Genomic DNA, 22,652 nt, shown 5'->3' with positions numbered 1-22,652 from the left:
GCCTGAACAGGCCGAGACGCAGCAAGCAAAGGAAGAGACACACTATGTTTTCCCGTTTGAAACTGCTGTATATCGCCGATGATATTATTTCACCTGATGAATTCCCCCGTATAGTCAGCCCTTCCCGCGCCTGTCACGGCCTTTCATACATGCCGGATAAAGACATTCTGTCGCTTTTTTCTGGTTTTCGCGGTGGTGAGCGGATCCGCCGTGAAGTTGGCGTTACGCAAAACGGAATAAGCTCTAACCTGCGCGCAAGAGTGCAGAGCGACCTGATGAGCGGCGTTGTCGTGGCGGTCGAAACCCGGCCCGGTGTGTTGGCGACGATGGGGCCATTTTACGCCGACATCGACGGCAACCTGATACCGCAGGGGCGACAAGAGCCCAACTACCCGGTGGACAAGATAGTGAGGCGGTACGAAGAGGCCGTGAAGTCTTATGGTGGCCGCCGGGCGCGCCCATCCGTCTTCCCCGCACAAGTCACGCGGGCCAAACCGGCCCTTGGCCCGGATATCCCGGCGCAAGGTGGAAGAGCCTCACAGTCGGTCGTGTCTGGCCCCTTGACCAAAGCGCAACGCTGGCAAGAGCGAAAATACCTCATTGGCCGCGGGCAACGGAGTATCTACCCGGACGCCCGAATCGCCTCGGAACGCCTGGCGGCAAACAATGTCGCCGTCGAGAAGGCAAAACTGGCGGAGAATATCTACAAGACCACGAATCCGCTAAAGGAGACTCCCGGCGTTCCTGAGGGTTGGAAAGATATCAGTAACGATGAGTTGGCGCTAAACAAACTGGGTCTTAAAAGCTCAATGCTTTATGATAACAATTTATCTCCAGATTTTCTGGCCCGAGTATATCAACCTGATAGAGGTATTTTTGGTAAAGAGATGAACCCAACGGTCGTGTTCAGAGGGTCAAGAGCGCCAGAATTCCCGCAGGGAATCGGCAGTGCCGCAAAAAAAGCACTTAAAGGTGATTTATCGGGCATTAAAAATGTAAATGACTGGATAAATAACGGTGCTCAAGGGATTGGTAAAAGTTCTGAGTATTATAAAAAGGCTGTTGAGATTGGTGACGGCATATCAAAAACCCCCAGTATTGATATCTCTGGTCATTCATTAGGTGGTGGAATGGCCTCCGCAGCATCAATGACCAGTGGAAAACCCGCATGGACGTTTAATGCAGCCGGACTCCATCATGGAACTGTAGGAAGATATGGATCTGAGATGATTGGTTCAGCCAAGAACATACAGGCCTATCGAGTGGAAGGTGAGCTATTAACCACGTTACAGGAGGTTAATAACGAAAGTGATTATGAGCTTATAAAAAATGCCCTGCCCGATTCTTTGCAAAAACCCTGGGGCGTAGCATTGCCTTTCACCTTGAAAGAGTGGTCATCACTGGCGCTGCCTGATGCCGCTGGCATACCGCACACGCTTGCCGGTGGGACAGGAACCCTGCTCGATAAACACGGTATAGACCAGACAATAACGTTGATTGAAGACCAGAAAGACGAGGATGTCGCCACTATTAGGGGGAGAATATGAGCAAGTTGATAATGGCAGTCGCGTTACTCTTTACTGTTCTCATGATGCAAGGATGCAAAAAAAACATGGAATATGAACCACAGGATTTTTTTGAAGGCCGTCAACTGGAAGTCGCAAAGCTGATTTATGATGGCGACGAAGTGAAACTGAATGAGAAGCTTCCTTCAATAAGCAAGGAAGAACTGAATCGACCAGTGAAAGCAGACATGACCCTGCTGTTTTGGTCGGTGCTAAACGCAATCTATGATAAAAATACGCCTAAAAGACTGAGCATTATTACTGACTTGGTTAAAGCGGGTGCAGACCCATTGCAACCCAGACAGGAAGGGGGAAGCAGTCCAGCTGAGTTTGTCCTGCAGGGCGATAAAGGCGTCTGGATAAAAGCAATGTTGGATGGTGGGTTACCACCGAATTCTAGAGATAAAGTTCATAACGAGCCAATTATATTCGAAGCGTTAGACGCGAAAAACACTGAGACTTTAAAGGTGATGTTGGATTATGGTGCGGATATAAACACAAGGGATTCATTGGGAAACACCTTGTTAATAAGCTCACTGGATTCTCGTTCGTTTGATCATACTATACTTCTGTTGGAGAGAGGCGCGGATAGTAAAATCAAAGGGAAGTTTGGTTGGACTATGGGTAATCAGCTCCAACGCTTTATAGATAGAGACGTAGGAGATGCCGAAGACAAAGAGAAAATTAATAAGATAAAAGAGTTGTTAATTAAAAAGGGTGGTGACTGGCCTCCACTACCTGTAGAGAATTGACTCTATTCTATCGCCACTATCAGGGAGAGAATATGAGAAAGTTGATAATGGCAATGGCGTTACTATTTACTGTTCTCATGATGCAAGGATGCAACAAAAACATGGAATATGAGCCACAGGATTTTTTTGAAGGCCGGCAACTGGATATCGCACAGCTGATTTATGATGGCGATGAAGTGAAACTAAAAGAAAAGCTTCCTTCAATAAGCAAGGAAGAAATGAATCGACCGGTTAAGGCGGACATGCCCCTGCTGTTTTGGTCGGTGCTAAACGCAATCTACGATAAAAATACGCCGGAAAGGCTGAAAATAATAACCGACCTGGTTAAAGACGGTGCAGATCCGCTGCAACCCAGACCGGAGGGCGGGAGCAGCCCAGCGGAATTCGTCATGAAAGCCGACAAGGGGATTTGGGTCAAAGCCATGCTCGACGGCGGTTTACCGCCAAACGCAAAAGATAAGGTATTCAATGAACCCATTGTATTCCAAACAATCAAAGCCAAAAACACTGAAACGTTAAAGGTGATGCTGGATTACGGAGCGGATATAAATATCAGAGACTCCTTGCAACAAACCTTATTAATGGATGCTTTTTTTAGCTCAGCCTTTGAACACATGACCCTACTGCTCAATCGGGGTGCGAATCCTAACCCAGTAAATATAAACAATCTTTCGCTGTTAACAGCAGTGAATCGGCAAATAAAAGACAGCCAAGATGGCTCAGAATACAATGAACAGTGTAAGAAAATACTCGAGCTCATGCTTTTGAAAGGGGCAAAGGAAGCGCAGTAATTTCATCAACGCTGATCTGACAGCTTCCGGTTATTTATACTGAGGCTGTCAGATGGCGTCTGGCTAAATTTTCTCAGCCCAGATGCATGTTTCACCAAGTAACGTTTTCATTGGCACCCGCTCACAACACAGAGCACTTTCCCGCGATCGACAAAGTACCTAACTATGTATTCCACATCTTTGAGCAGGTGTTGAATGGCTGCTCACCCCGCCGCTACTGATCCTGGCGCTGGTGTAAAGGCGATCTTGGCAAGGTTTGCGAGAAAAGAAAAGTACCAAGCGCCCCGCAGGTTGAACCCTATCGGCCAGGGTTGAGGGAGTGCCTGCGCCGCCACTCATCGGCGACATCACCTAACGTCTTTGGCATGTCATTGCGTATCCATGCCATAAATTCACGATCGAAACGAAAATCTTCTCCGCACGCCTCAACCATGAAACGCCGAACGTTTTGCGTATTTTTGTAGCTTTTATCCACGATCGTGGCGCGTGTTAGCAATGCGCTATGCCAATCGATTTTCAATTTACCCACTCCTATGAAGAGCCGTTCGATAAAGAGCTTCAACCTGGCCTGACAAGTCGCACTTTTGTCACGCCCGTTTCGGCGCAAAGTGGATGTGGGGAAAAGCATAGCCCAGATCGCCATTTCCGCGCTGTTATATGCACGAGCGCATACCATGCGTCTTCGAACAGGGGCTGAATGACAACCGCCCCTGCTCGCTACGTGGAATTAACGCAATTCCTTCGCTATCGCGCTAAACATCAGCGATGCCTCCAGCGGTTGCGCGCTGAAAGAAGGCTCCGCCTGCGGCCAGGTAGACCACTGGACGATCACCAGATTCTCCGCCTGATTGACCATGATCATCTGGCCGAAGATCCCCAGCGCCCACAGGGAATGTTTGAGGGAGGTCTGCGGAGCAGGCTCAACGTTGGTCGCATTCACCGGCACTTCGTTGTTCCACCATTGGAATCCGTAAATGCCGTCAGGATGCGCCGCCGATACCGAGCCCGCCGCCCGCGTCCAGTTGGCCGACTGGGCTACCCAATCTTCCGGCAGGATCTGTTTGCCGTTCGGCAACGTCCCGTTATGCAGAATGAACTCACCGAAACGCCCCCAGTCTTCCAGCGTGGCGTTAAAGCCGTGCGCACCCACGTCGTGCTGGCTTTTGGCGTAAGCATGCCACACGCCGTCGCTCGCCATGCCGTACGGCTGCCAGATGCTTTGCTCAAGATAGGCCGCCAGCGGCATGCCGGTGGCGCGTTCCAGCACGTCGCCCAGCAGCCACGCGCCGCCGGAGGAGTAAGACCAGTTCTGCCCGGCCGGATGCGCACGCTGCAAACCGGCCACCAGCTTGCGCACGCAGGCATAGGTGCCGGGTTTGGCCTCACACTCTGTCAGCTGCGCGAAGTCCGATTTCTGGTTGGTGTAATCCTCATTCCACGCCACGCCGGAGGTGTGGGTGATCAGCTGCCTGAGGGTCACGCCGTCCCACGCGCTGCCTTTCAGATCGGGTTCGTATTGCGTGATGAGATCGTCGAGCGAGCGGATCTTGCCCTGTTTAATCGCCACGCCCACCAGCGTGGCGACCACGGATTTGCCCACCGAGCGCGACGTCCACAGCGTGGCGTCGGTATTGCCCTCCCCCAGATATTTCCAGGCGATTTTGCCGTCTTTCAATACCAGCATGCCGCTGACGTTCTGGCGCTGCAGATAGTCCTGCAGGTGGTAGGTTTTGCCATTCACCCGATAGCTGGCGTCCGTTAGCTGTTTAGCGGCAGCCGGCAGCGGCGCGGCGTCGCCGTGATGGAACACATCCCCCGCATAGTTGCGGTAGTCGTTACGAAAACCGATCACCCGGTCGCTCTGGCTCCAGGTGAGCATCTTGTGCGTGTCCGGCAATTGCGCATCGAAAGGCGCGGGACAGGCGCTGAGTTCGGTGCCCGCACAGGCGGCCAGCGCGGCGGGCGCCAACAGGCCGCTGCAGAGACTGATGACAACGCCCGCCAGCAGGCTGCGGTTAAACACTTTGCTTTTCATATTTTTTCTCGCTTAGCTCAGGAAGGCGTTCAGCTTAAAAAAACGCGGCCTATAATAAAAAACGCCTGATGGGGGAAAATCCCCCGCAAAATCGACGGGAGAACCGCGTGCCGAGCCTGATTTATTCCTTTGCCCAACTGGAAGCCTTCACCGCCGTGGCCGAGCACGGCAGCCTGGCAAAAGCCGCGCTCAAACTGGGCAAAGACCGCACGACGTTGCGCGATTTGATTGATTTTCTCGAGGATGGTTTGGGCTATGCGCTGTTCCTGCGCGAGGGACGCAGCCTGCACCTGACGCCGGAAGGGGAACAGCTGCAGCGCCAGGCACACCTGCTGATGCGGCAGGTGAAAGCGTTTGAGGCGTTTGCCAAAGACGTACCGAAGAGCGCGGCGCAGGAAATCTCGCTGGTCTACGATCCCTTTACGCCGCGCGCATTGCTGCAGGCGCTGATAGCCGCCATGGCCCAGCGCAACACGCGCCTGAGCCTGATTAACGCCTCGCGCGACGAAGCGGAAAGCCTGCTGGCAAACGGCCAGGCCGATCTGGGCATCTGCCAGGCGCGCCACCGCAGCGTGGGCGACGCCATGGAGTGGCGCGCCTTAGGAGCGATAGAGATGGATTTTTACGCGTCTAAAGCGCTTTTCCCCGGCGCGGAACAGTCGCTTTCGCTGCTGGAGCTCTCGCTCACGCCGCAGGTGATCATGCACCCGTATTCTGACGAGCCCGTGGCGCGCCGCCTGCAAATTTCCGGGCATACCATATTTACCAACGAGCTGGAGATGCTGCGCGCCCTGCTCGAACAGGGCTGCGGCTGGGGATTCCTGCCGACGCATATGCATGCCGAACGGTGGAAAAACGTCAACACGCTGCACACCGAAGTGGGCAGCCAGGGGATCAGCCAAACCATGGTGACCATCTGGAAGCCGGGCAATGACCGGCGGGCGCTGATTGATGAGACGTTGGGGTTGTTGCCGGGGTTGTGGCGGGAGGTTGGGGAGTGAAAAGTCGCTGTTAGATTTGCGGTGTTGTTATCGAGAGTCGATCGTTGAACTCATCGTCCTGGCGTATCCAAAAATGACGATCAGTTGTATCAAGACCCAAACAATCCTCTTTTGAAAAAAATAGAATGAGTAGTAAAATACTTAAGTTGTGATAGAGAAATTATAAAATTAAGGAAAACAATAGGGATTTCATAATGCATATAAAAAGGTTGAACTCAAAAAATTCAAAAAATATAAAGACTCATCAATAAAATTAAATAATGAACTGAGTCTTGTAGTAGGAGGAGGAAATAACTCTGGAAAGTCATCTTTACTTCAAGCAATGGCAACATGGCAGTTTTGCAAAACCTTATTGGAAATTGAAAAGGGAGGGTTAAGCTGGACAAGGGGAGCGACAAATCAAGGTTTGGGATTAGGCATGGTTGATTTCACTCCAATGTTTATCCCATCCCTAAACCATTTATGGACGAATTTAAAACCTCAAAAGCAAACAGAATTAGATGGATACACTCTTAAAATAAAATTATACTGGGATGACAAAGCGGGAAATGAAAAACACTTAGAAATGGGATTATCATTAGCCAACGACAGACTTTTCATTAAAAATACAGCCAGTAACCTAACAATAAATGAAATTGAGAATGTTGATGGTTCGCCAAATAATGAAAACATACCTCAAATTGCATACCTACCTCCTTTCGCTGGAATTACAGACCGCGAAGTCAGAATGAGTCCAGCAATGAGAAATAGATTAATAGGGCAAGGTTTGTCCGGCGGGGTAATAAGAAACTCTCTATATGATATCCATCTGTCAAATCAGATCAAACGCCAAAAACTCAAGGGAACAGGTGACAGGATTTCAACAAAAAACCTAAACGAATTGCGAACCCACGATGCGTGGGAAATTTTACAAAAAACATTATTTGATCTTTTCTCACTTAAAATTGAAGTTAAACCATTCAATGAACAATATCATAGTTATTTAAAAATAGAATGTGTTTCTGGCATTGCTAATGGATATCAATTCACTAAACATAAGAACTTTAATGCTAGAGATATAATGGTTGAAGGAAGTGGCTTTCTTCAATGGTTGAGTGTTTATACCCTAGCTTTATCGGAAGAATTCAATGTAATCTTACTTGATGAGCCGGATGCTCACCTACATACACAACTGCAGAAAAACCTTACAGAACGCTTAGAAGAAATAACCATAAGAAATGGTAAGCAAGTACTATTGGCAACGCATTCAACAGAACTTATTAGGGCCTATGAACCTTATAAAATCCTTTCTCTTTCAAGTGCAAAAGGTAAATACCTTGGTTCTGATGATGACAAAATTGGGTTATTAAGCGGTATAGGCACAATGTTCAGTCCGAAAGTGCATAAATTAACAGAGCAAAAACGATTATTGATCGTCGAAGGTGTAAGCGATGAAAGATTTTTAAAGAAAATTTTCACAAAGTTAAATCTAGAATGGCCTAAAAATCTTGTAACTTGGTTTTGGACTGGTAAATCCTCAGAAAGATATCAACTTCACAAACAACTCAAAGCCGAGATTCCAGATTTGAAAACCATTAGCATACGAGACCGAGATGATGACAGCGATGGTTCCGTTGATGTCACTTTAAAAGATAAAGGTACTACTTATAACGACCCTAGTTTCCAAGCAATGAAGTGGAGGCGCAGACACATCGAAAATTATTTCCTCGATGTGACAGCAATATCCCTCGCCGCAAATAAAGATGAGCAAAATGTGTACAGTTTCTTTGGTCTTAGACATGCATTGTTCATGCCGGCGTCTATAGTTTCTTCTGATATAGCTCCTGCCCTTAGAGATGCACGGGGTAAAGAAATTTTCATTGATGGGACAAATAGTCTTAAACATGAATTCTCAATTACAAGAGACGATGTTCTGGACAACATGAGCATAGATAGAATCTGCGATGATATAAAATACTTTTGCCAAAGCTTAATAGCCTTTTCTAATCCTTGAAGTTTTATCTTAACAAACGGAGGAGGGTATCGCGGACAGTGATCACAACGGCATTATTAATGCCCAAAGATCTTCGCTCTACATACCGCACCTCCGGCCCACACGGCTTACACGATCACGCAAACCGCAATGATGCACCAGCGCAATCCGCTGTACCTTACCCTCAAACTGCACGCTTGCTGCACAGTTTTCAGATATTTCGCCGTGCGCAGCTTCGAATGCGCCCTTTTTTTTTTCGGGCCGTGACCTTTCGCGGCTCGTAGCCACTGCCATCAGGATTACGCTGCAACCGGATACTGTTTTGCTGATTCCGGCTCAGCTCCTGCGCCAGTTCTCGTATCAGCGCTGCTGTTCTATAGACTCTAAATGCGCCAGCAGCGCTACCATAATTTCATTACGACGGTGCGCCGAATTGCTGCAGGAGTTCACCACATCTTCCATATCCAGCGTGTCATTTATCTCCTCCCTGAAAGCAGCGCCAGTCTAAACTGAAGTATCGGTTTTTTCTTCCATCTCACCGAGAGGCACATCATCATGAAAAAGACTCATTATACCGAAGCACAGATTACGTTTGCGCTGAAACAGGCCGAAACTGGCCCCCCCTAGCACCGCCCCCGCCCTTTCCCTACAATAAGGGATCTGTTGAGGCATAACGCAAGGAAAGACGGTGTCGAAAGCCAATCCCAATGCCACTATCGTGGATATCGCCCGCCGCGCCAGGGTGACCAATATCACCGTTTCCCGCGCCTTCAATAAGCCCGAGCTGGTCAAACCGGAAACCCGCGAGCGCATTCACGCCATCGCCAAAGAGCTGAACTATGTGCCCAACGCCTTCGCGCAGGGGCTAAAAAGCAGCAGCAGCCAGATTATCGGCATCGTCACCAGCAGCATGTACAACCCGTTCTATTCCGGCCTGATCAAGACCGTGTCGCGCATTGCGCGCCAGCAGGGCTACCAGATCATGCTGTTCGACACCGACGGCAGCGAAGAGGCGGAAATGCGCGCCATTCAGGCGCTGTTCGGCTACAAGGCGCGCGGCATCCTGCTGTCGGCGGTGCGCGACGACAAGCGCTACCGCCCCGCCTATCTCGAGCTGGCCGAGGTGTATGGCGTGCCGCTGATCCTGATCGACCGCGATCTCTACGATCAGCAGCTGAGCGGCGTGTTCCTCGATAACCGCGAGATCGGCGTGCTGGCCGGGCGTTATCTGGCGGAGCAGCCGGAGCAGAAGCTGCTGATTATCGGCGGCCCGGCGGATTCGGAAATTACGCTAACGCGCACCGCCGGCATCGTCGCGGCGCTGCAGGGCAGCGGCCGTGAGATTCATATCATCAACGGCGACTACGATTTCACCTCACAGGAAAGCGAAGTACGCGCCTATCTGGCGCAGCCGGAGAACCGCCCGGATTACATCATCGGCCTGAATGGCATCATCACGCTGGGCGCCATCGCCATCTGCCACGAGATGGGCCTTTATCAACAGGTGAAGTTCTTTTCGATAGACGAACCGCCGCGCGCCGGCGCTTACGGCCTGCACATTCCGGGGGTGTATCACGATACGCAGAAACTGGGGGAGATCGCCGCGGAGCTGCTGTTCAGCGCCATTCACAGCCCGCGCGGCGAGCTGCCGGTGCGCAGAGAGTTCTTCACCGGCTCGCTGTTGAATCGCTGACGGGCGCTATTGCCCGTAGTAGGCGTGTTTGCCGTGCTTGCGCAGGAAATGTTTGTCCAATAGCTCCGGCTGCATCGGGGCGATGGCCGGCGCCAGCTGGCGCGTCGCCATCGCCATGATCGCCACCTCCTCCAGCACCACCGCGTTGTGCACCGCATCCGCCGCGTCCTTGCCCCAGGCGAACGGGCCATGGGAATAGACCAGCACTCCCGGCACCTGCTGCGGATCGCGCCCCGCCTGACTGAAGGTTTCGATAATCACCTTGCCGGTTTCCCCCTCGTAGTCGCCGGCGATCTCCGCCTCGCTCATCGGCCGGGTGCAGGGAATGTCGCCGTAAAAGTAGTCGGCGTGGGTGGTGCCCAGCGCCGGGATCGGCTGCCCGGCCTGCGCCCAGATGGTGGCGTTGCGGCTGTGGGTGTGCACCACGCCACCGATATCGGCGAAGGCGCGGTACAGCGCCAGGTGGGTGGCGGTGTCGGATGAGGGTTTGCGGTGCCCTTCGCGCACCTTGCCCTCCAGATCCACTACCACCAAATCCTCCAGCGTCATCGCCTCGTAGGCGATGCCCGAAGGCTTGATCACCACCAGTCCGCTCTGGCGGTCGATCGCCGAGACGTTGCCCCAGGTAAAGGTCACCAGCCCGTATGCCGGCAGGCTGAGGTTGGCGGCCAGCACCTGCCGTTTGAGTTCGTTCAGCATGCGATGCCTCCCTCAATCATCTGTTGTTCGATCCAGGCCTTGGCCTGGGCGATGCGTTGCTTATCCTGCCCGTCTTCGCGCGCCCACATCTCCAACAGGTAGGGGCCGCGATAGCCGAGCGCGTTGAGCACGGAAAAGGCGTGGGCGAAATCCACGCAGCCCTCGCCGAACGGCACGTCGCGGAACTGCCCGGCGCTGCCCGGCCCCACCGCGACGGTGTCTTTGAGGTGCACGGCGGTGATGCTGCCGATGCCCAGCGCCAGCTCGGCGGCGACGTCGTTGCCCCAGGCGCTGAGGTTGCCGAGATCGGGATACACCGTGAACCACGGACTGTTGACGTGGCGGGCGATGTCGCGCCATTTGCTGATGCTGTTGATGAACGGCGTGTCCATCACCTCCACCGACAGCATCACCTGCGCCCTGGCGGCCTGTTCCGCCGCCCACTGCATGCCCTCGATAAAGCGTGCGCGGCTGTGGCGATCGGCAGGTTCGTAATAGACGTCGTAGCCCGCCAGCTGGATGTTGCGGATGCCAAGATCCGTTGCCAGTTCCAGCGCCTTGCTCATCAGCACCCGCGCCCGCTCGCGGGTGGCGGCGTCGGCGCTGCCGAACGGATCGCGCCGGTGCGCCGACAGGCACAGGCTCGGCACCGTCACCCCGCTGTCGAGCCGCGCCTGGATAAACGCCAGCCGCTGGCGGCGATCCCAGTCCAGCCGCTGCTGGCGCGCCGGCTGCTCGTCGATCGACATCTCCACAAATTCAAAGCCCAGCTCGGCGGCGGTGGCCAGCCGCTGCGGCCAGCTCAGATCGGCGGGCAGCGCCTTTTCATACAGCCCCAGACAGGCGGCGTTAGTCGTTTGCATCAGTCACCTCACTCAAAGCCTGGGCGACCGCCAGATAGCGCGCCTGCTGGGCGCGCAGGCGCCGGTGAGCGGCGGTCGCGGGATAATAACAACGCAGTTTGGGCGGCGCGGCGGCGATCGCTTCAGCGAACCCGGCGTACTCCCCGGCGCCGACGGCGGCGCACAGGGCGGCGGCGCGGCAGCCGCTTTGGCGGGTTTCCACCACCTCGAGCGGCAGGTTGCCGGCGTCGGCGTACATCTGCATCCAGACCTCGGACTGCGTCGGCCCGCCGGTCATGCGCACCCGCTCGATGCGCGGGTTCAGCTGCACCATGCGCTCCTGATGAATCAGGTGCGAGAACACGATGCCCTGGTAGATCGCCTGCACCACGTCTGCCATCTCGTGGTGGGCGCTCAGGCCGATCAGCCCGCCCGGCGTGTTGCCGCCGAGGTTGGAGCCGTACAGATACGGCAGGAACAGCAGCCCGCTGGGCTGCTCGCGGCGCTCGGCCACCCAGGCGTTGAACTGGGCGTAGCACTGCCGGTCGTCGGCGCAGAACTGGCGCAGGAACCAGGCCAGATTGCCGGCCGAGGTCGGGCTGCCTTCGTGCACGAAATAGCGGCCGTCGATGCAGTAGCGCCCCCAGGCGTAGGGGTAATCGGCGGGAATGATGCGCTCGGTCACGCAGGTGGCGATCGACCAGGTGCCCGCCACCGCGCTGAGCGTGCGATCGTCGGCCACGCCGGAGCTGAGCGCCGCACCCACCACGTCGAACAGGCCACCGTACACCGCGGTGCCTGCCCGCAGGCCGCACTGCGCCGCTGCCGCGGCCGTCACCCGCCCGGCCAGCTGCGCCGAGCCGATCGTTGGCGCGGTTTTCTCCTGCGCCTCTTCGATGCCGAAGGCCGCCATCAGCGCCGGATCGTAAGCGCCGCTGCGCTGGTTAAACAGGTTGCTGCCGGAGATGTTGGTCACCTCGGCCGCCGCCTCGCCGGTGAGACGAAAGCGCAGGTAGTCGTGCGCCATCAGGATGCGATCGATGGCGGCGTACTGCGCCGGTTGCTGCTGCTTCAGCCAGCGCAGCAGCAGCGCCGGGTGGCTGGGCCACAGCGGCTGCAGGCTGCGCGGGTAGGTCTGCGCGTCCACGCTGGCGCGGCGCAGCTCAGCCGCCGTGGCCGCCGCGCGGTTGTCCGAAGAGAGGATGCCGTTGCCGACCGGTTTGCCGTGGCGGTCGATGGCGTACAGCCCTTTGCCGTGCGCCGAAAAGCTGACGCCGCGCACCTGACCGGCCTCCAGCCCCGCCGCGTGCAGCGTCTGGCGGATCGCCGCGCAAACGTCATCCCACAGCGCGTCCATATTGCGTTCGCTGAAGCCCGGCTGGGCGGCAATCGCCGCGCCGCCGCGCTCGGCGATCGCCAGCTCTTCGCCGCTTGCCCGATACAGCCCGGCCTTGATCACCGTGCCACCGACGTCTATGCCAAGAAAGACTGCCATCGCGCCTCCTATTTGCGCCGCACGGAGCTGAGGTAGATGGCGGCCAGGATGATGCCGCCCTTCACCACGTTCTGGATATATGGCGACACGTTCATCAGATTGAGGCCGTTGTTGAGCACCCCGAGCATCATCGCCCCCACCAGCGTGCCGACGATGGCGCCGCGCCCGCCGGAGATCGCCGCCCCGCCCAGCACCACCGCGGCGATGGCGTCCAGCTCGAAGCCTTCGCCGGCGTTGGGCTGCCCGCTCATCAGGCGCGAAGTCAGCACCAGCCCGGCCAGCGCGGCGGTCAGGCCGCTGATCACGTACACCAGCATCTTGTAGCGCGGCACGCGGATGCCGCTCAGGCGCGCCGCCTCTTCGTTGCCACCCATCGCGTAGACGTAGCGGCCGAACGGCAGCTGGTTGAGCATCAGCCAGGCCAGCAGGTACACGCCGAGCATGATCAGGATCGGCACCTGAATGCCCAGCACCGTGCCGCGGCCGAAGAAGGAGAAGACGTCGGGCAGGCCGGAGATCGGGTAGCCGCCGGTATAGAGCAGCGCCAGGCCGCGGGCGATGCCCATCGACGCCAGGGTGACGATGATCGGCGGCATACGCAGGTAGGCGATGCAGGCGCCGTTGGCCAGGCCGAACAGCGCGCCGACCGCCAGCGCCGCCACCATCGCCAGCGGGATCGGCACCGCCGCCAGCATCAGCCCGGCGGCGACCGAGCCGGCCAGCGCCATCACCGGCCCCACCGAGAGATCGATGCCGCCGGTCAGGATGGCGCAGGTCATGCCCACCGCGATGATGGCATTGATCGACACCTGGCGCGCCACGTTGGTCAGGTTGTTGACGCTGAGGAAGCTGTCGTTCAGCAGGCTCATCAGCACGAACAGGACAGCGAAGCCGATAAACGGCAAGACCGCCGGATGATGCAGCAGTTTTTCCCAGCGCTTGCCGAGGCTGGGGCCGGCGGCGCGGCGCGCCACGGCGGGTTGTTCAATTCCGATCATAAGGCACTCCCGGTCGCGTGAAGCATAATGTGGTTGGATTCGATGTCGTCGCCGGTCAGCTCGGCGACGATGTGGCCGCCGCGAAACACCAGCACGCGGTCGCACACGCCGATGATCTCCGGCAGTTCGGAGGAAATCATGATGATGGAGATGCCCTGCTGGGTCAGTTGCTGCATCAGCTGGTAGATCTCGGCCTTGGCGCCCACGTCGATGCCGCGCGTCGGCTCGTCGAAGATCAGGATGTTGCAGTCGTTGTTGAGCCAGCGGGCGATCACCACCTTCTGCTGGTTGCCGCCGCTCAGGGTGCTGACGGCGGTCTCGGCGTCCGGGGTTTTCACCCCCACGGCGCGGATCAGCCGCTGCACCACGTCGCGATCCTTGCGGGCGCTGACGAAGATCTTGCCGCGCCGGTGGTGCCGGTTGAGGGTGATGTTCTGCGCCACCGAGAACGGCAGCACCAGGCCTTCGGTTTTGCGGCTCTCCGGCAGCAGGCCGATGCCCTGCGCCAGCGCCTGCGCCGGGGAGCGCAGCGCCGCCGGTTGGCCGCCGAGGTTGACGCGTTTGCGGTGGCAGCGGCCGGCGCCGATCAGCGCCGAGACGGTCTCGGTGCGCCCGGAGCCCACCAGCCCGGCGAAGCCGAGGATCTCGCCCTTGTGCAGGTGGAAGCGGTCGGTCACGCCGTGTTTCTCGCGCTGGATCTCCGCCTCCAGCAGCACCGTCGCGGTATCGACCGGGTGCTGTTTCACCGGGAAGGCGTTCTCGATTTTGCGCCCGACCATCAACCGCACCAGCTCTTCCACGTTGGTGTCGCCGGTAGCCAGCGTTTCGATGTAGGCGCCGTCGCGCAGCACGGTGATGCGATCGCAGATGGTGAAAATCTCGTCCAGGTGGTGCGAGATAAACACCATGCCGACGCCCAGCAACCGCAGATCGTTCATCACGCTGAACAGGTGCTCGGCCTCGCCCGGCGTCAGCGTGGCGGTCGGCTCATCCAGCACCAGCACCCGCGCCTCCAGCGACAGCGCCTTGGCGATCTCAACGAACTGCTGCTGCGCCACGCTCAGCTGCTCCACCGGGCAATCGAGATCGATAGCCACCGTCAGCCGCTTGAAAATGGCCTCGGCCTTGCGCCGCATCGCCCGCCGATCCAGCAGGCCCCAGCGGTTCCTGATCTCCCGGTTGAGGAAGATGTTGTCGATGGCGCTCATGTAGGGAATCAACGAGAATTCCTGAAAAATAATGCCGACGCCGGCCTCGATCGCCTGGCGATAGTTGTTAAAGCGGCGCTGCTCGCCGTCGATAAAAATATCGCCCTCGTCCGGCTGATAAATGCCGCACATGATTTTCACCAGCGTCGATTTGCCGGCGCCGTTTTCGCCCAGCAGGGCGTGCACTTCGCCGCGTTGAATGGCCAGATCGATGCCGTCCAGCGCCTTCACGCCGGGAAAGCTCTTTTTTATTCGCTTCAGTTCCAGTAAAGGTGTCACCGCATTGCCCTCCGCGCCGAACGCCCCGCCGCAGCGGGGCGAACCTGGCCGCTGTTACCAGCTAAAGCCGGCCGCATTGCTGCGGTCGATCAGCTTCACTTTGACCGGCACGGTTTTCGGCACCGTGGCGCCCCAGTAGCGGGCCAGCGCAATGCCGAGCGCGATGCGCAGCTGGTCGCGCGGGAACTGCGCCGAAGTGGCGATAAACGGCGAGTTCGGCTTGAGGATCTCTTTGATGGCTTCCGGCTGACCGTCTACGCTCACCAGCTTGACCTTGGCGCCGTTGCTTTCGATCGCCGCCAGGGCGCCGAGCGCGCCGACGTCGTTGACGCTGAAGATGCCCGCCAGATCCGGCGCCGACTGCAGCATGTTTTCGGTCACGGTCAGCGCGGTGTCGCGCTCCTGCTTGCCGTTTTGCTTGGTGACGATCTTGATGTCGGGGTATTTCTTCATCGCCGCTTCAAAGCCGCGCACGCGCTCCAGGATCGGCACCACCGGGATGCCGTCGAGGATCGCCACCTTGCCTTTGCCGCCCAGCGCTTTCGCCAGGTACTCGCCCGCCTGGAAGCCGGCGTCGTAGTTTTCCGAGCCGACGAACGAATCCAGCGGCCCTTCCGCCTGGGCGTCGATCGCCACCACCACCGCGCCGGCCTTATGGGCGGAGATCACCGCCGACTGCACCCCCACCGAATCGGTCGGGTTGATCAGCAGGATGTCCACTTTCTTCTGCAGCATGTCTTCCACGTCGCCGATCTGTTTGGCGACGTCATGGCGCGCATCGGCCACGTATACCTTGGCGCCGATATCCGCCGCCGCCTGATCCAGCGCCTGCTTCATGGTGACGAAGTAGTCGTTGTTCATTTCCTGGAACGACATACCGATAGTGATTTGCTTGGCCAGCGCCCCATGGCTGGCCGCCAACATTCCACCGGCGACGATAAAAGGTAAGGTCTTTTTGAATAATGAAAACATAGCCAATTCTCCTGTAGGGAAGCTTCTTGTTGTGGTTATCAGAGCAACAGCATGTCTTTACGTTTGGCCGACCGACCGGCCCCCCATTGCGAGCGGGCCGGCGATCGTGACTGCAACAGCGGTACGGCGGGAGGGTCAGGGAACCAGGATCACCTTGATGGAGTCGGTCGAGTCCGCCAGGGCGAAGGCTTCGTCCCAGTCGTTCAATGAATAGCTGTGGGTAACCACGCCATTGGAGGTCACCAGCCCGCGCTCGAACAGATCGATGGCGATTTCGTAGCTGTAAGGCGCCAGGTGCGCGCCGCGAATGTCCAGTTCTTTGCGATCGCCGATGATGGACCAATCGACGGTGGTTTCCTTGCCGAATACGCTGAACTCCACGAAGCGGCCCAGCTTGCGGATCATCTGCAGCCCCTGGGTGACGCCGATCGGCGCGCCGGTGGCCTCGATGTAGACGTCGCAGCCGTAGCCGCCGGTCAGCGATTTGACGATCTGATCGGCGTCTTCCTTCAGCGGGTTGATCACCACGTCGGCGCCAAATTCTTTCGCCAGCGCCAACCGCTCGTCGATGGCGTCGATCACGATCAGTTTCTTCGGCGTCTTCAGGCGCGCCACCTGCACCATGCACAGCCCGAGCGGCCCGGCGCCGGCCAGCACCACCACGTCGTCCAGCTGGATGTCGCCGCGCGCCACGGTGTGGATGGCGCAGGCCATCGGCTCAATCAATACCGCGTCTTCATGGCTCAGGCTTTCCGGGATCTTGTGCACGATGGCGTTTTCGGAAAAACGCATGTACTCCGCCATGCCGCCCTCCGCCACGTCTTTTTGAAAACCGTAAATGTTATGCGTCTCACACATCCAGTAACTGCCGGATTTGCAATAGCGGCACTCCCAGCACGGTACGATCTGCTCGGCGATCACCCGCTCGCCGATCCGGTATTTGCCTTCCGCGCCCTCGCCCAGCGCGGCAATGCGGCCGTAGAACTCATGCCCCGGCACCACCGGCGGTTTAACCCACGGGTTCTCTCCCCAAAACATCTGCGCGCCGTTCTTGCACTTGCAGTCGCCGGCACAGATGCCGCAGCCTTCCACCTTGATCACCAGCTCGCGCGCCTTCGGCAGCGGCGTGGGCACCTGTTCGAAACGATAATCCTGCGGGCCGTGGCAAACGACCGCGCGCATTTTTTCCGGCAACTGGCTCATCTCTTCCTCCAATACACTCGTTAAACGCTTGAATTTTCTTAATGTTGACGTTGTCATTTTTATCAAACAAAAAACAATAAGCGTTATAAAGTGATAAATTTCAATTTATTAATCATAAAACACCCAGGAAAACTCAAAATGACAACGTGAACATAGAGCGACATATAACCAAAGCTGCGAAAATAATTATTTGAGCAAAATCACATATCGTTAACATCGCGGCTAAAAATGCTACAAATGCGGATCGCGATCCCATTTGCGGGATCGGCGATCCGGGGAGATCCGCTACATCAGCAGGCGCACGCGATCGTAGATCTGGCGATCTTCCGGCCGCGCCGATCGCGCCTGCTGGCGCAGGGTGCGCACCAGCGTGTCGATAAACGCATGGGCGGCGGCGCTCAGAATGCTGTTGCGCCGGGTGACGATATTCAGCTGCGCCGGCTGGCAGCTCTCCCGCAGCGCCAGCGGCTGCAGGCGGGAAGCGAACTGCGGCAGCGCGGCGATCGGCCGCGGGCACCAGGTACACATCTCGGCGGACTCCACCAGCGCCTGCAGCATGCCGAACGAATGCGCCTGGATGATGCGCTGGCGCGGCAGGCGCGCGCCGTGGCGGTGGAACACCGCATCAAGCAGCGCATCGAAACTTTCCTGGGTATAGCTCATCACCCAATCCTGCTCCAGCAGCTGATGCAGCGAGGTGCTGTGCGCCAGCGGGTGGCCGCGCCGCACCATATACGCCGTTTCATACTCCAGCAGCGGTTCGCAGTGAAACTCCTGCGGCGCCGACGATGCCGGCAGCGGCGTGATGGCAAAATCCATCGTGCCCTCGCGCAGCTGCGACTGGGCATTGGCCATCAGGCTTTCCGACAGTTCCAGCCGCACCGCCGGCACCTTGCTGCGAAACGCCATCACCGCCGGCGGCAACACCGTCAGCATCAGCCAGGGGGTGATCGCCGCCTTGACCAGATCCGCCGTCCGCCCGCGCAGCGCCGCCATTTCCCCCTGCGCCTGCTCCAGCTGATTCAACACCAGCCGGGCGTGCGCCAACAGGGTTTTGCCGTAGGGGGTAAAGCCCAGCCCGGTCGGGGTGCGGATCAGCAGCGGCAGCGCCTGCTCCTGCTCCAGTTCGCGCAGCGCGCGGGTCACCGCCGCCTGCGACAGCCCCAGATGCCGCGCCGCCGCGCGAATGCTGCCGCTGTCGGCGCTAGCCACCAGCGCCTGCAGTTGGTGCAGTTTCATGTTCACCTCCTGACAATCATCAGTTGTCAGCATAACCGAACGGCGGCTACCCGGCAAAAACGGAGTTTGCTAGTCTCGATGCCTATCCCTCTGCCCCATTCCCCGCCCGTTGGCCGGGACCCTTTGCCGGAGACCGTGATGAGCCCTTCACTCGTACTGCCTGAGATCGCCGCCGTTCATGATGAAATGGTCGCACTTCGCCGACACATTCACGCCCACCCGGAGCTGGGCTTCCAGGAGTTCGCGACGTCGGATCTGGTGGCGCAACGGCTGGCGGAATGGGGTTACCGCGTCACGCGCGGCGTAGGACAAACCGGCGTTGTCGCCACACTGCAGCGCGGGCCGGGAAAATCGCTCGGCATCCGCGCCGACATGGACGCCCTGCCGATTGCCGAAACGACCGGCTTGCCGCACGCCAGCACCCATTCCGGGGTGATGCACGCCTGCGGCCACGACGGGCACACCGCCATGCTGCTGGCGGCGGCGCGCTATCTGGCGCGGCAGCCGAACTTCAGCGGCACGCTGCACCTGATCTTTCAGCCGGCGGAAGAAGGCGGCGGCGGCGCCAGAGTGATGATTGAAGACGGCCTGTTTGAGCGTTTCCCCTGCGACGCGGTGTTCGCCATGCACAACGTGCCCGGCTTCCCCGCCGGCCACCTGGGCTTCGCCAGCGGCCCCTTCATGTGCTCGGCCGATACGGTACACATCACCCTGCACGGCCACGGCGGCCACGGCGCGGTGCCGCAGAGCACCGTCGATCCGGTGGTGGCCTGCGCGGCCATCGTCATGAGCCTGCAAACCATCGTGGCGCGCAATATCGATCCGCAGGAAACGGCAATCGTCACCGTGGGGGCGATGCAGGCCGGCCAGGCCGCCAACGTGATCCCGGCGACCGCCACCCTGACGCTCAGCGTGCGCGCGCTGACGGCAGCGGTGCGTGAGCGGCTGGAGCAGCGCATCACCGAGCTGGTCACGGCGCAGGCCGCCAGCTTCGGCGCCCGCGCGGAGATCGACTATCAGCACGGCTACCCGGTGCTGGTGAACCACCCGGCAGAGACCGAGCTGGCGCGCGCGGTGGCGCTGGAATGGGCCGGAGAAAACCGGGTTATCCCCACGCTGCGGCCGTTCACCGCCAGCGAAGATTTCGCCTTTATGCTGGAGAAGTGCCCAGGCAGCTATATCTCGATCGGCAACGGCCCCGCCACGCCGGGCAATTCTCTGCACAATCCCGGTTATGACTTCAACGACGACAGTCTGTCGCTGGGCGCCACCTACTGGGTCAAATTGGTCGAGCGCTTTTTGGCTCGCCCTGCGGTTTAATCGCCAACGCTGAGGAAATGACATGAAAACCATCAAAGGGCTGTTGTTGTTACTGCCGCTGGCCGCGAGCTTTCCCGCGCTGAGCGGTGAATTCAGCGGCAAAGTGATCAAGCTGGGCATCGATCCCACCTTTCCACCGCTGGAATATAAAACTCCGCAGGGCAAGCTGACCGGCTTCGGCGTCGATATCGCCCAGGCGCTGTGCGACCAGATGCAGGCCAAATGCGTGTGGGTAGAAAGCAGCTGGGACGGCATGATCCCCGGCCTGCAGGCGAAGAAGTTCGACGCCATCGCCTCGTCGATGACCATCACGCCACAGCGCCGGCAGCAGATCGCCTTCTCCAGCAAAGTCTCCAACGCCCCGGCGCGGCTGGTGGCGCATAAGGGCAGCAACCTGCAGCCTACCGTCGCCTCGCTGAAGGGCAAATCGGTCGGCGTGCAGCAAGGCTCCAGCCAGGAGGCCTATGCCAACGCGCTGTGGCGCCCGGCCGGCGTCAACGTGGTGGCTTACCAAAGCCAACAGGAAGTGAACGAAGATCTGGCCAACGGCCGGCTGGATGCGTCGCTGCTGGCCAGCGTCAGCGCCAGCGAGTTTTTCAAAACGCCCGGCGGCAAAGATTTCGCCTTTATCGGCGCCGAGCTGACCGACAGCAAATACTTCGGCGTCGGCGACGGCATCGGGGTGCGCAAAGACGATACCGCGCTGCTGAACGCCTTCAACGCCGCGCTGCAGGCGATCCGCGCCAACGGCACTTACAAGAAAATCAACGACAGGTATTTCGACTTCGACATGTACGGCGCGGAGCAGTAACAAGCGTTCCCCGGCGGTCACCTGCAGATCCTGCAGGATGGGGAGGCGCCTTCGGCCGCCGGGGAACGCCCCAACGGAAACGGCAGTGTCGGCAAGAACGGCAAATCAGGCGGGATAAGGATGCGGGCCAGGCAGGACGCCCGGCCCGCTAAAGCGGGTTACTTCACTTCGCCCATTGCTTTCAGCTTTTTGGACAGCTCGCGGCGCTCTTTGGACAGATCGGCATTTTTGATGATGTAGTCATCAACGCGATCTTCGTAGTCGCTGCGCATGTTGGCGATGATGCCCTGAATGTCTTCAATGCTCATGCCGGGCTTGATGTACTCACTCAGGTTGTCGAGCAGCAGCACGCGCTTCTGGTTATCACGAATTTTCTTTTCGTTGTCGACGATCTCGCGTTGCAGTTTGTTTTTGCGGCGGAACATACGCACAAACTCCAGCACGTCCTGGAAACTCGGCTTATTTGCATTATCCATCTTTATACCCTTGCTTTAGTAATACACAGATTCATTTGCTTACGGCCACATGGCACCAAGATACAGGTTTGTGGCAGTCCGGCACAACAGTGATTGCCTTATCTTACCCACTTTGCCCCGGCGGCCAAAACCCAAAGCGCCGCCTTCATGATCTGACCCCTTATTCGCGCCCGGCGGCGGTGCAGACCTGGAGCAGATCCCCCAGCTCTTCCAGCTGCTGCGCCAGCTCCATGCTGAGCCAGACATAGCCGTAAATCGGCGCTTCGCCGTGCTGGCCGAGGCTGACCTCTTGCATCAGCGTTTTCAGCTCGCCGGCGATCTCCGCCAGCTGCCCCGCCGCCGCCTGCCGCTGCGCCTGCGGCCCTTCGCGCATCAGCACCGCCAGCGATTCCAGCGAGCTCAACGTCAGCAGCTGGGTGCTGCGCAGCGTGCGGGCGTTTAACATGATGAAGTGCGTTTCACGCGAGGCCCAGTAGGCGTCGGCCATCAGCTCCAGCGTGCACACCAGATTGCGGCTGAGGGTTTGCACCGCCTCGAACACCGCTTTGGGGATGCGGGTTTCCTTGCTGGCGGGCACGATCAGGCTGCGCAGCTTCACCACCTGATTCAGCAGGTCCTTGAGCTGCGGCTCCAGCCGCGGCCGCTCAATGACGTTCGGCGAAAAATACGCGCCGTAGAGGCGGGCGGCGGTTTGCAGGCAGTCCGCCATCTGCATGCGCCACAGAATATAGGCGCGCTGTGGGTAGATGCTGGTGAACAGCAGCGCCAGCAGCGAGCCGAAGATCACGTCGCCGCTGCGCCACAGCGCGGTGTGCATGTCACCGGCGCCCGCGCCGCACACCACCGCCAGCGTGATCCCCACCAGCAGCGCCATATACGGCCGTTTGCCCAGCGTCAGGTAACCGCAGACGAACATCACCACGCCGCACCAAACCAGCATCAGCGGCAGCGAATAGAGTTCCAGATACAGGGCGATCAGGCCGGACGCGGCGCCGAATACCGTGCCGGCAATGCGTTGCAGCGCCCGCTGCAGCACGTTGCCCCAAAACGAGATCGGCCCCATCACCACCACCAGGGTGATCAGCGGCCAGGTGCCTTCGGGCACCGCCAGCAAGCGGATCAGCAGAAAGGTCAGGATAAACGCCAGCCCGATGCGCACGCCGTGGACGATGCGATAGTGGCGATAGGTCAGCAATTCAAGGGAAGAGATTTTTCGATCGAGGCGCACAATGCCTCCGATAAAGACCAGCCAGGCCGCTATTTTAGCGGAGGAAGCCCGGCAAGGAAAAGGCGAATGAGGC

General features: G+C 58.2%; 20 protein-coding genes and 2 pseudogenes. 9 read left to right on the top strand and 13 right to left on the bottom strand.

The genetic code is table 11. The annotated features are described in order from the left end of the window. The first annotated feature begins 44 nt into the window (after positions 1-44). Genes GF111_RS21545 through GF111_RS21535 form a run of 3 tightly spaced genes read left to right on the top strand, consistent with a single transcriptional unit; the run spans position 45 to position 3,108 of the window. On the top strand, positions 45-1,547 hold the full coding sequence (locus GF111_RS21545) for a phospholipase (RefSeq protein ID WP_147191170.1): 1,503 nt from the start codon (positions 45-47) through the stop codon (positions 1,545-1,547). After that, the gene (locus tag GF111_RS21540; protein WP_147191168.1) at positions 1,544-2,317 is read left to right on the top strand and encodes an ankyrin repeat domain-containing protein; all 774 of its coding nucleotides are present in this window, start codon (positions 1,544-1,546) and stop codon (positions 2,315-2,317) included. The genes GF111_RS21545 and GF111_RS21540 overlap by 4 nt, the downstream gene beginning before the upstream one ends. Positions 2,318-2,349: 32 nt before the next feature. Beyond that, complete coding sequence (locus GF111_RS21535) at positions 2,350-3,108, top strand: ankyrin repeat domain-containing protein (protein ID WP_038877897.1); 759 nt, start codon at positions 2,350-2,352, stop codon at positions 3,106-3,108. Between the two features lie 298 nt (positions 3,109-3,406). On the opposite strand, the gene GF111_RS21530 is transcribed toward GF111_RS21535, so the two are convergent. Both GF111_RS21530 and GF111_RS21525 read right to left on the bottom strand, forming a co-directional pair. Further along, positions 3,407-3,628 carry a DUF6434 domain-containing protein gene (locus GF111_RS21530; protein ID WP_047730881.1) on the bottom strand — a complete coding sequence of 74 codons (222 nt, stop codon included), beginning with the start codon at positions 3,626-3,628 and terminating at the stop codon, positions 3,407-3,409. A 207-nt stretch (positions 3,629-3,835) separates the two neighbouring features. Next, a complete protein-coding gene (locus GF111_RS21525) occupies positions 3,836-5,143 on the bottom strand; it encodes a serine hydrolase (protein WP_147191166.1) in 1,308 nt (435 codons plus the stop codon). A 107-nt stretch (positions 5,144-5,250) separates the two neighbouring features. Here GF111_RS21525 and GF111_RS21520 point away from each other — a divergent pair, with 107 nt between their 5' ends. The 3 genes and pseudogenes from GF111_RS21520 (at position 5,251) to GF111_RS21515 (ending at position 8,137) form a co-directional block, all read left to right on the top strand. After that, positions 5,251-6,144, top strand: coding sequence for a LysR family transcriptional regulator (locus GF111_RS21520; protein WP_147191164.1), 894 nt, complete (start codon positions 5,251-5,253; stop codon positions 6,142-6,144). 214 nt (positions 6,145-6,358) lie between these two features. Continuing rightward, positions 6,359-6,457, top strand: a pseudogene (locus tag GF111_RS26770) (hypothetical protein); the annotation flags it as partial. A 9-nt stretch (positions 6,458-6,466) separates the two neighbouring features. After that, on the top strand, positions 6,467-8,137 hold the full coding sequence (locus GF111_RS21515) for an AAA family ATPase (RefSeq protein WP_080346910.1): 1,671 nt from the start codon (positions 6,467-6,469) through the stop codon (positions 8,135-8,137). A 4-nt stretch (positions 8,138-8,141) separates the two neighbouring features. Here the strand turns inward: GF111_RS21515 and GF111_RS21510 are convergent. Further along, a pseudogene (locus GF111_RS21510) lies at positions 8,142-8,494 on the bottom strand (phage virion morphogenesis protein). 310 nt (positions 8,495-8,804) lie between these two features. Between GF111_RS21510 and GF111_RS21500 the strand changes: the two are divergent. Beyond that, the gene (locus GF111_RS21500; RefSeq protein ID WP_021505897.1) at positions 8,805-9,809 is read left to right on the top strand and encodes a LacI family DNA-binding transcriptional regulator; all 1,005 of its coding nucleotides are present in this window, start codon (positions 8,805-8,807) and stop codon (positions 9,807-9,809) included. 6 nt (positions 9,810-9,815) lie between these two features. On the opposite strand, the gene araD is transcribed toward GF111_RS21500, so the two are convergent. The 8 genes from araD to GF111_RS21460 all read right to left on the bottom strand — a co-directional run bounded on the left by araD (position 9,816) and on the right by GF111_RS21460 (position 18,744). Further along, on the bottom strand, positions 9,816-10,508 hold the full coding sequence (gene araD / locus GF111_RS21495; protein WP_033651896.1) for an L-ribulose-5-phosphate 4-epimerase: 693 nt from the start codon (positions 10,506-10,508) through the stop codon (positions 9,816-9,818). Beyond that, positions 10,502-11,371 carry an L-ribulose-5-phosphate 3-epimerase gene (locus GF111_RS21490; protein WP_147191546.1) on the bottom strand — a complete coding sequence of 290 codons (870 nt, stop codon included), beginning with the start codon at positions 11,369-11,371 and terminating at the stop codon, positions 10,502-10,504. The genes araD and GF111_RS21490 overlap by 7 nt, the downstream gene beginning before the upstream one ends. Then, positions 11,358-12,845: an FGGY-family carbohydrate kinase gene (locus GF111_RS21485; protein WP_147191544.1), complete on the bottom strand. Its 1,488-nt coding sequence runs from the start codon at positions 12,843-12,845 to the stop codon at positions 11,358-11,360. The genes GF111_RS21490 and GF111_RS21485 overlap by 14 nt, the downstream gene beginning before the upstream one ends. A gap of 8 nt (positions 12,846-12,853) precedes the next feature. Beyond that, positions 12,854-13,843 carry an ABC transporter permease gene (locus GF111_RS21480; protein ID WP_055317629.1) on the bottom strand — a complete coding sequence of 330 codons (990 nt, stop codon included), beginning with the start codon at positions 13,841-13,843 and terminating at the stop codon, positions 12,854-12,856. Next, on the bottom strand, positions 13,840-15,330 hold the full coding sequence (locus tag GF111_RS21475) for a sugar ABC transporter ATP-binding protein (protein ID WP_060435375.1): 1,491 nt from the start codon (positions 15,328-15,330) through the stop codon (positions 13,840-13,842). The genes GF111_RS21480 and GF111_RS21475 overlap by 4 nt, the downstream gene beginning before the upstream one ends. A 54-nt stretch (positions 15,331-15,384) precedes the next feature. Then, positions 15,385-16,302, bottom strand: coding sequence for an ABC transporter substrate-binding protein (locus tag GF111_RS21470; RefSeq protein ID WP_015378502.1), 918 nt, complete (start codon positions 16,300-16,302; stop codon positions 15,385-15,387). 135 nt (positions 16,303-16,437) lie between these two features. Next, positions 16,438-17,505, bottom strand: a complete 1,068-nt coding sequence (locus GF111_RS21465) for an erythritol/L-threitol dehydrogenase (RefSeq protein WP_016927009.1) — start codon at positions 17,503-17,505, stop codon at positions 16,438-16,440. Positions 17,506-17,790: 285 nt separating this feature from the next. Then, a complete protein-coding gene (locus GF111_RS21460) occupies positions 17,791-18,744 on the bottom strand; it encodes a LysR family transcriptional regulator (protein ID WP_147191598.1) in 954 nt (317 codons plus the stop codon). A 138-nt stretch (positions 18,745-18,882) separates the two neighbouring features. Here GF111_RS21460 and GF111_RS21455 point away from each other — a divergent pair, with 138 nt between their 5' ends. Beyond that, on the top strand, positions 18,883-20,064 hold the full coding sequence (locus tag GF111_RS21455; RefSeq protein WP_048234457.1) for a M20 aminoacylase family protein: 1,182 nt from the start codon (positions 18,883-18,885) through the stop codon (positions 20,062-20,064). A gap of 22 nt (positions 20,065-20,086) precedes the next feature. Beyond that, positions 20,087-20,875 carry an ABC transporter substrate-binding protein gene (locus GF111_RS21450; RefSeq protein ID WP_038877877.1) on the top strand — a complete coding sequence of 263 codons (789 nt, stop codon included), beginning with the start codon at positions 20,087-20,089 and terminating at the stop codon, positions 20,873-20,875. A 158-nt stretch (positions 20,876-21,033) separates the two neighbouring features. Here GF111_RS21450 and tmaR read toward each other — a convergent pair whose 3' ends face one another. Then, on the bottom strand, positions 21,034-21,351 hold the full coding sequence (gene tmaR / locus GF111_RS21445; protein WP_004935612.1) for a PTS system regulator TmaR: 318 nt from the start codon (positions 21,349-21,351) through the stop codon (positions 21,034-21,036). Positions 21,352-21,511: 160 nt separating this feature from the next. Further along, a complete protein-coding gene (locus GF111_RS21440) occupies positions 21,512-22,579 on the bottom strand; it encodes an FUSC family protein (RefSeq protein WP_070914537.1) in 1,068 nt (355 codons plus the stop codon). Between the last annotated feature and the right edge of the window lie 73 nt (positions 22,580-22,652).

It is taken from the genome of Serratia sp. HRI (genome assembly GCF_010119335.3).
Lineage (GTDB): Bacteria > Pseudomonadota > Gammaproteobacteria > Enterobacterales > Enterobacteriaceae > Serratia > Serratia nevei.
The sequence above is the reverse complement of the archived record's forward strand: the minus strand, read 5'-3'. Positions and strand labels throughout refer to the sequence as shown.

Bases quoted from the DNA above. Each gene is read 5' to 3' on its own strand.
- GF111_RS21545 (WP_147191170.1), top strand. From the start codon at position 45: ATGTTTTCCCGTTTGAAACTGCTGTATATCGCCGATGATATTATTTCA.
- GF111_RS21540 (WP_147191168.1), top strand. From the start codon at position 1,544: ATGAGCAAGTTGATAATGGCAGTCGCGTTACTCTTTACTGTTCTCATG.
- GF111_RS21535 (WP_038877897.1), top strand. From the start codon at position 2,350: ATGAGAAAGTTGATAATGGCAATGGCGTTACTATTTACTGTTCTCATG.
- GF111_RS21525 (WP_147191166.1), bottom strand. From the start codon at position 5,143: ATGAAAAGCAAAGTGTTTAACCGCAGCCTGCTGGCGGGCGTTGTCATC.
- GF111_RS21515 (WP_080346910.1), top strand. From the start codon at position 6,467: ATGGCAACATGGCAGTTTTGCAAAACCTTATTGGAAATTGAAAAGGGA.
- araD (WP_033651896.1), bottom strand. From the start codon at position 10,508: ATGCTGAACGAACTCAAACGGCAGGTGCTGGCCGCCAACCTCAGCCTG.
- GF111_RS21490 (WP_147191546.1), bottom strand. From the start codon at position 11,371: ATGCAAACGACTAACGCCGCCTGTCTGGGGCTGTATGAAAAGGCGCTG.
- GF111_RS21485 (WP_147191544.1), bottom strand. From the start codon at position 12,845: ATGGCAGTCTTTCTTGGCATAGACGTCGGTGGCACGGTGATCAAGGCC.
- GF111_RS21480 (WP_055317629.1), bottom strand. From the start codon at position 13,843: ATGATCGGAATTGAACAACCCGCCGTGGCGCGCCGCGCCGCCGGCCCC.
- GF111_RS21470 (WP_015378502.1), bottom strand. From the start codon at position 16,302: ATGTTTTCATTATTCAAAAAGACCTTACCTTTTATCGTCGCCGGTGGA.
- GF111_RS21465 (WP_016927009.1), bottom strand. From the start codon at position 17,505: ATGAGCCAGTTGCCGGAAAAAATGCGCGCGGTCGTTTGCCACGGCCCG.
- GF111_RS21460 (WP_147191598.1), bottom strand. From the start codon at position 18,744: ATGAAACTGCACCAACTGCAGGCGCTGGTGGCTAGCGCCGACAGCGGC.
- GF111_RS21455 (WP_048234457.1), top strand. From the start codon at position 18,883: ATGAGCCCTTCACTCGTACTGCCTGAGATCGCCGCCGTTCATGATGAA.
- GF111_RS21450 (WP_038877877.1), top strand. From the start codon at position 20,087: ATGAAAACCATCAAAGGGCTGTTGTTGTTACTGCCGCTGGCCGCGAGC.
- tmaR (WP_004935612.1), bottom strand. From the start codon at position 21,351: ATGGATAATGCAAATAAGCCGAGTTTCCAGGACGTGCTGGAGTTTGTG.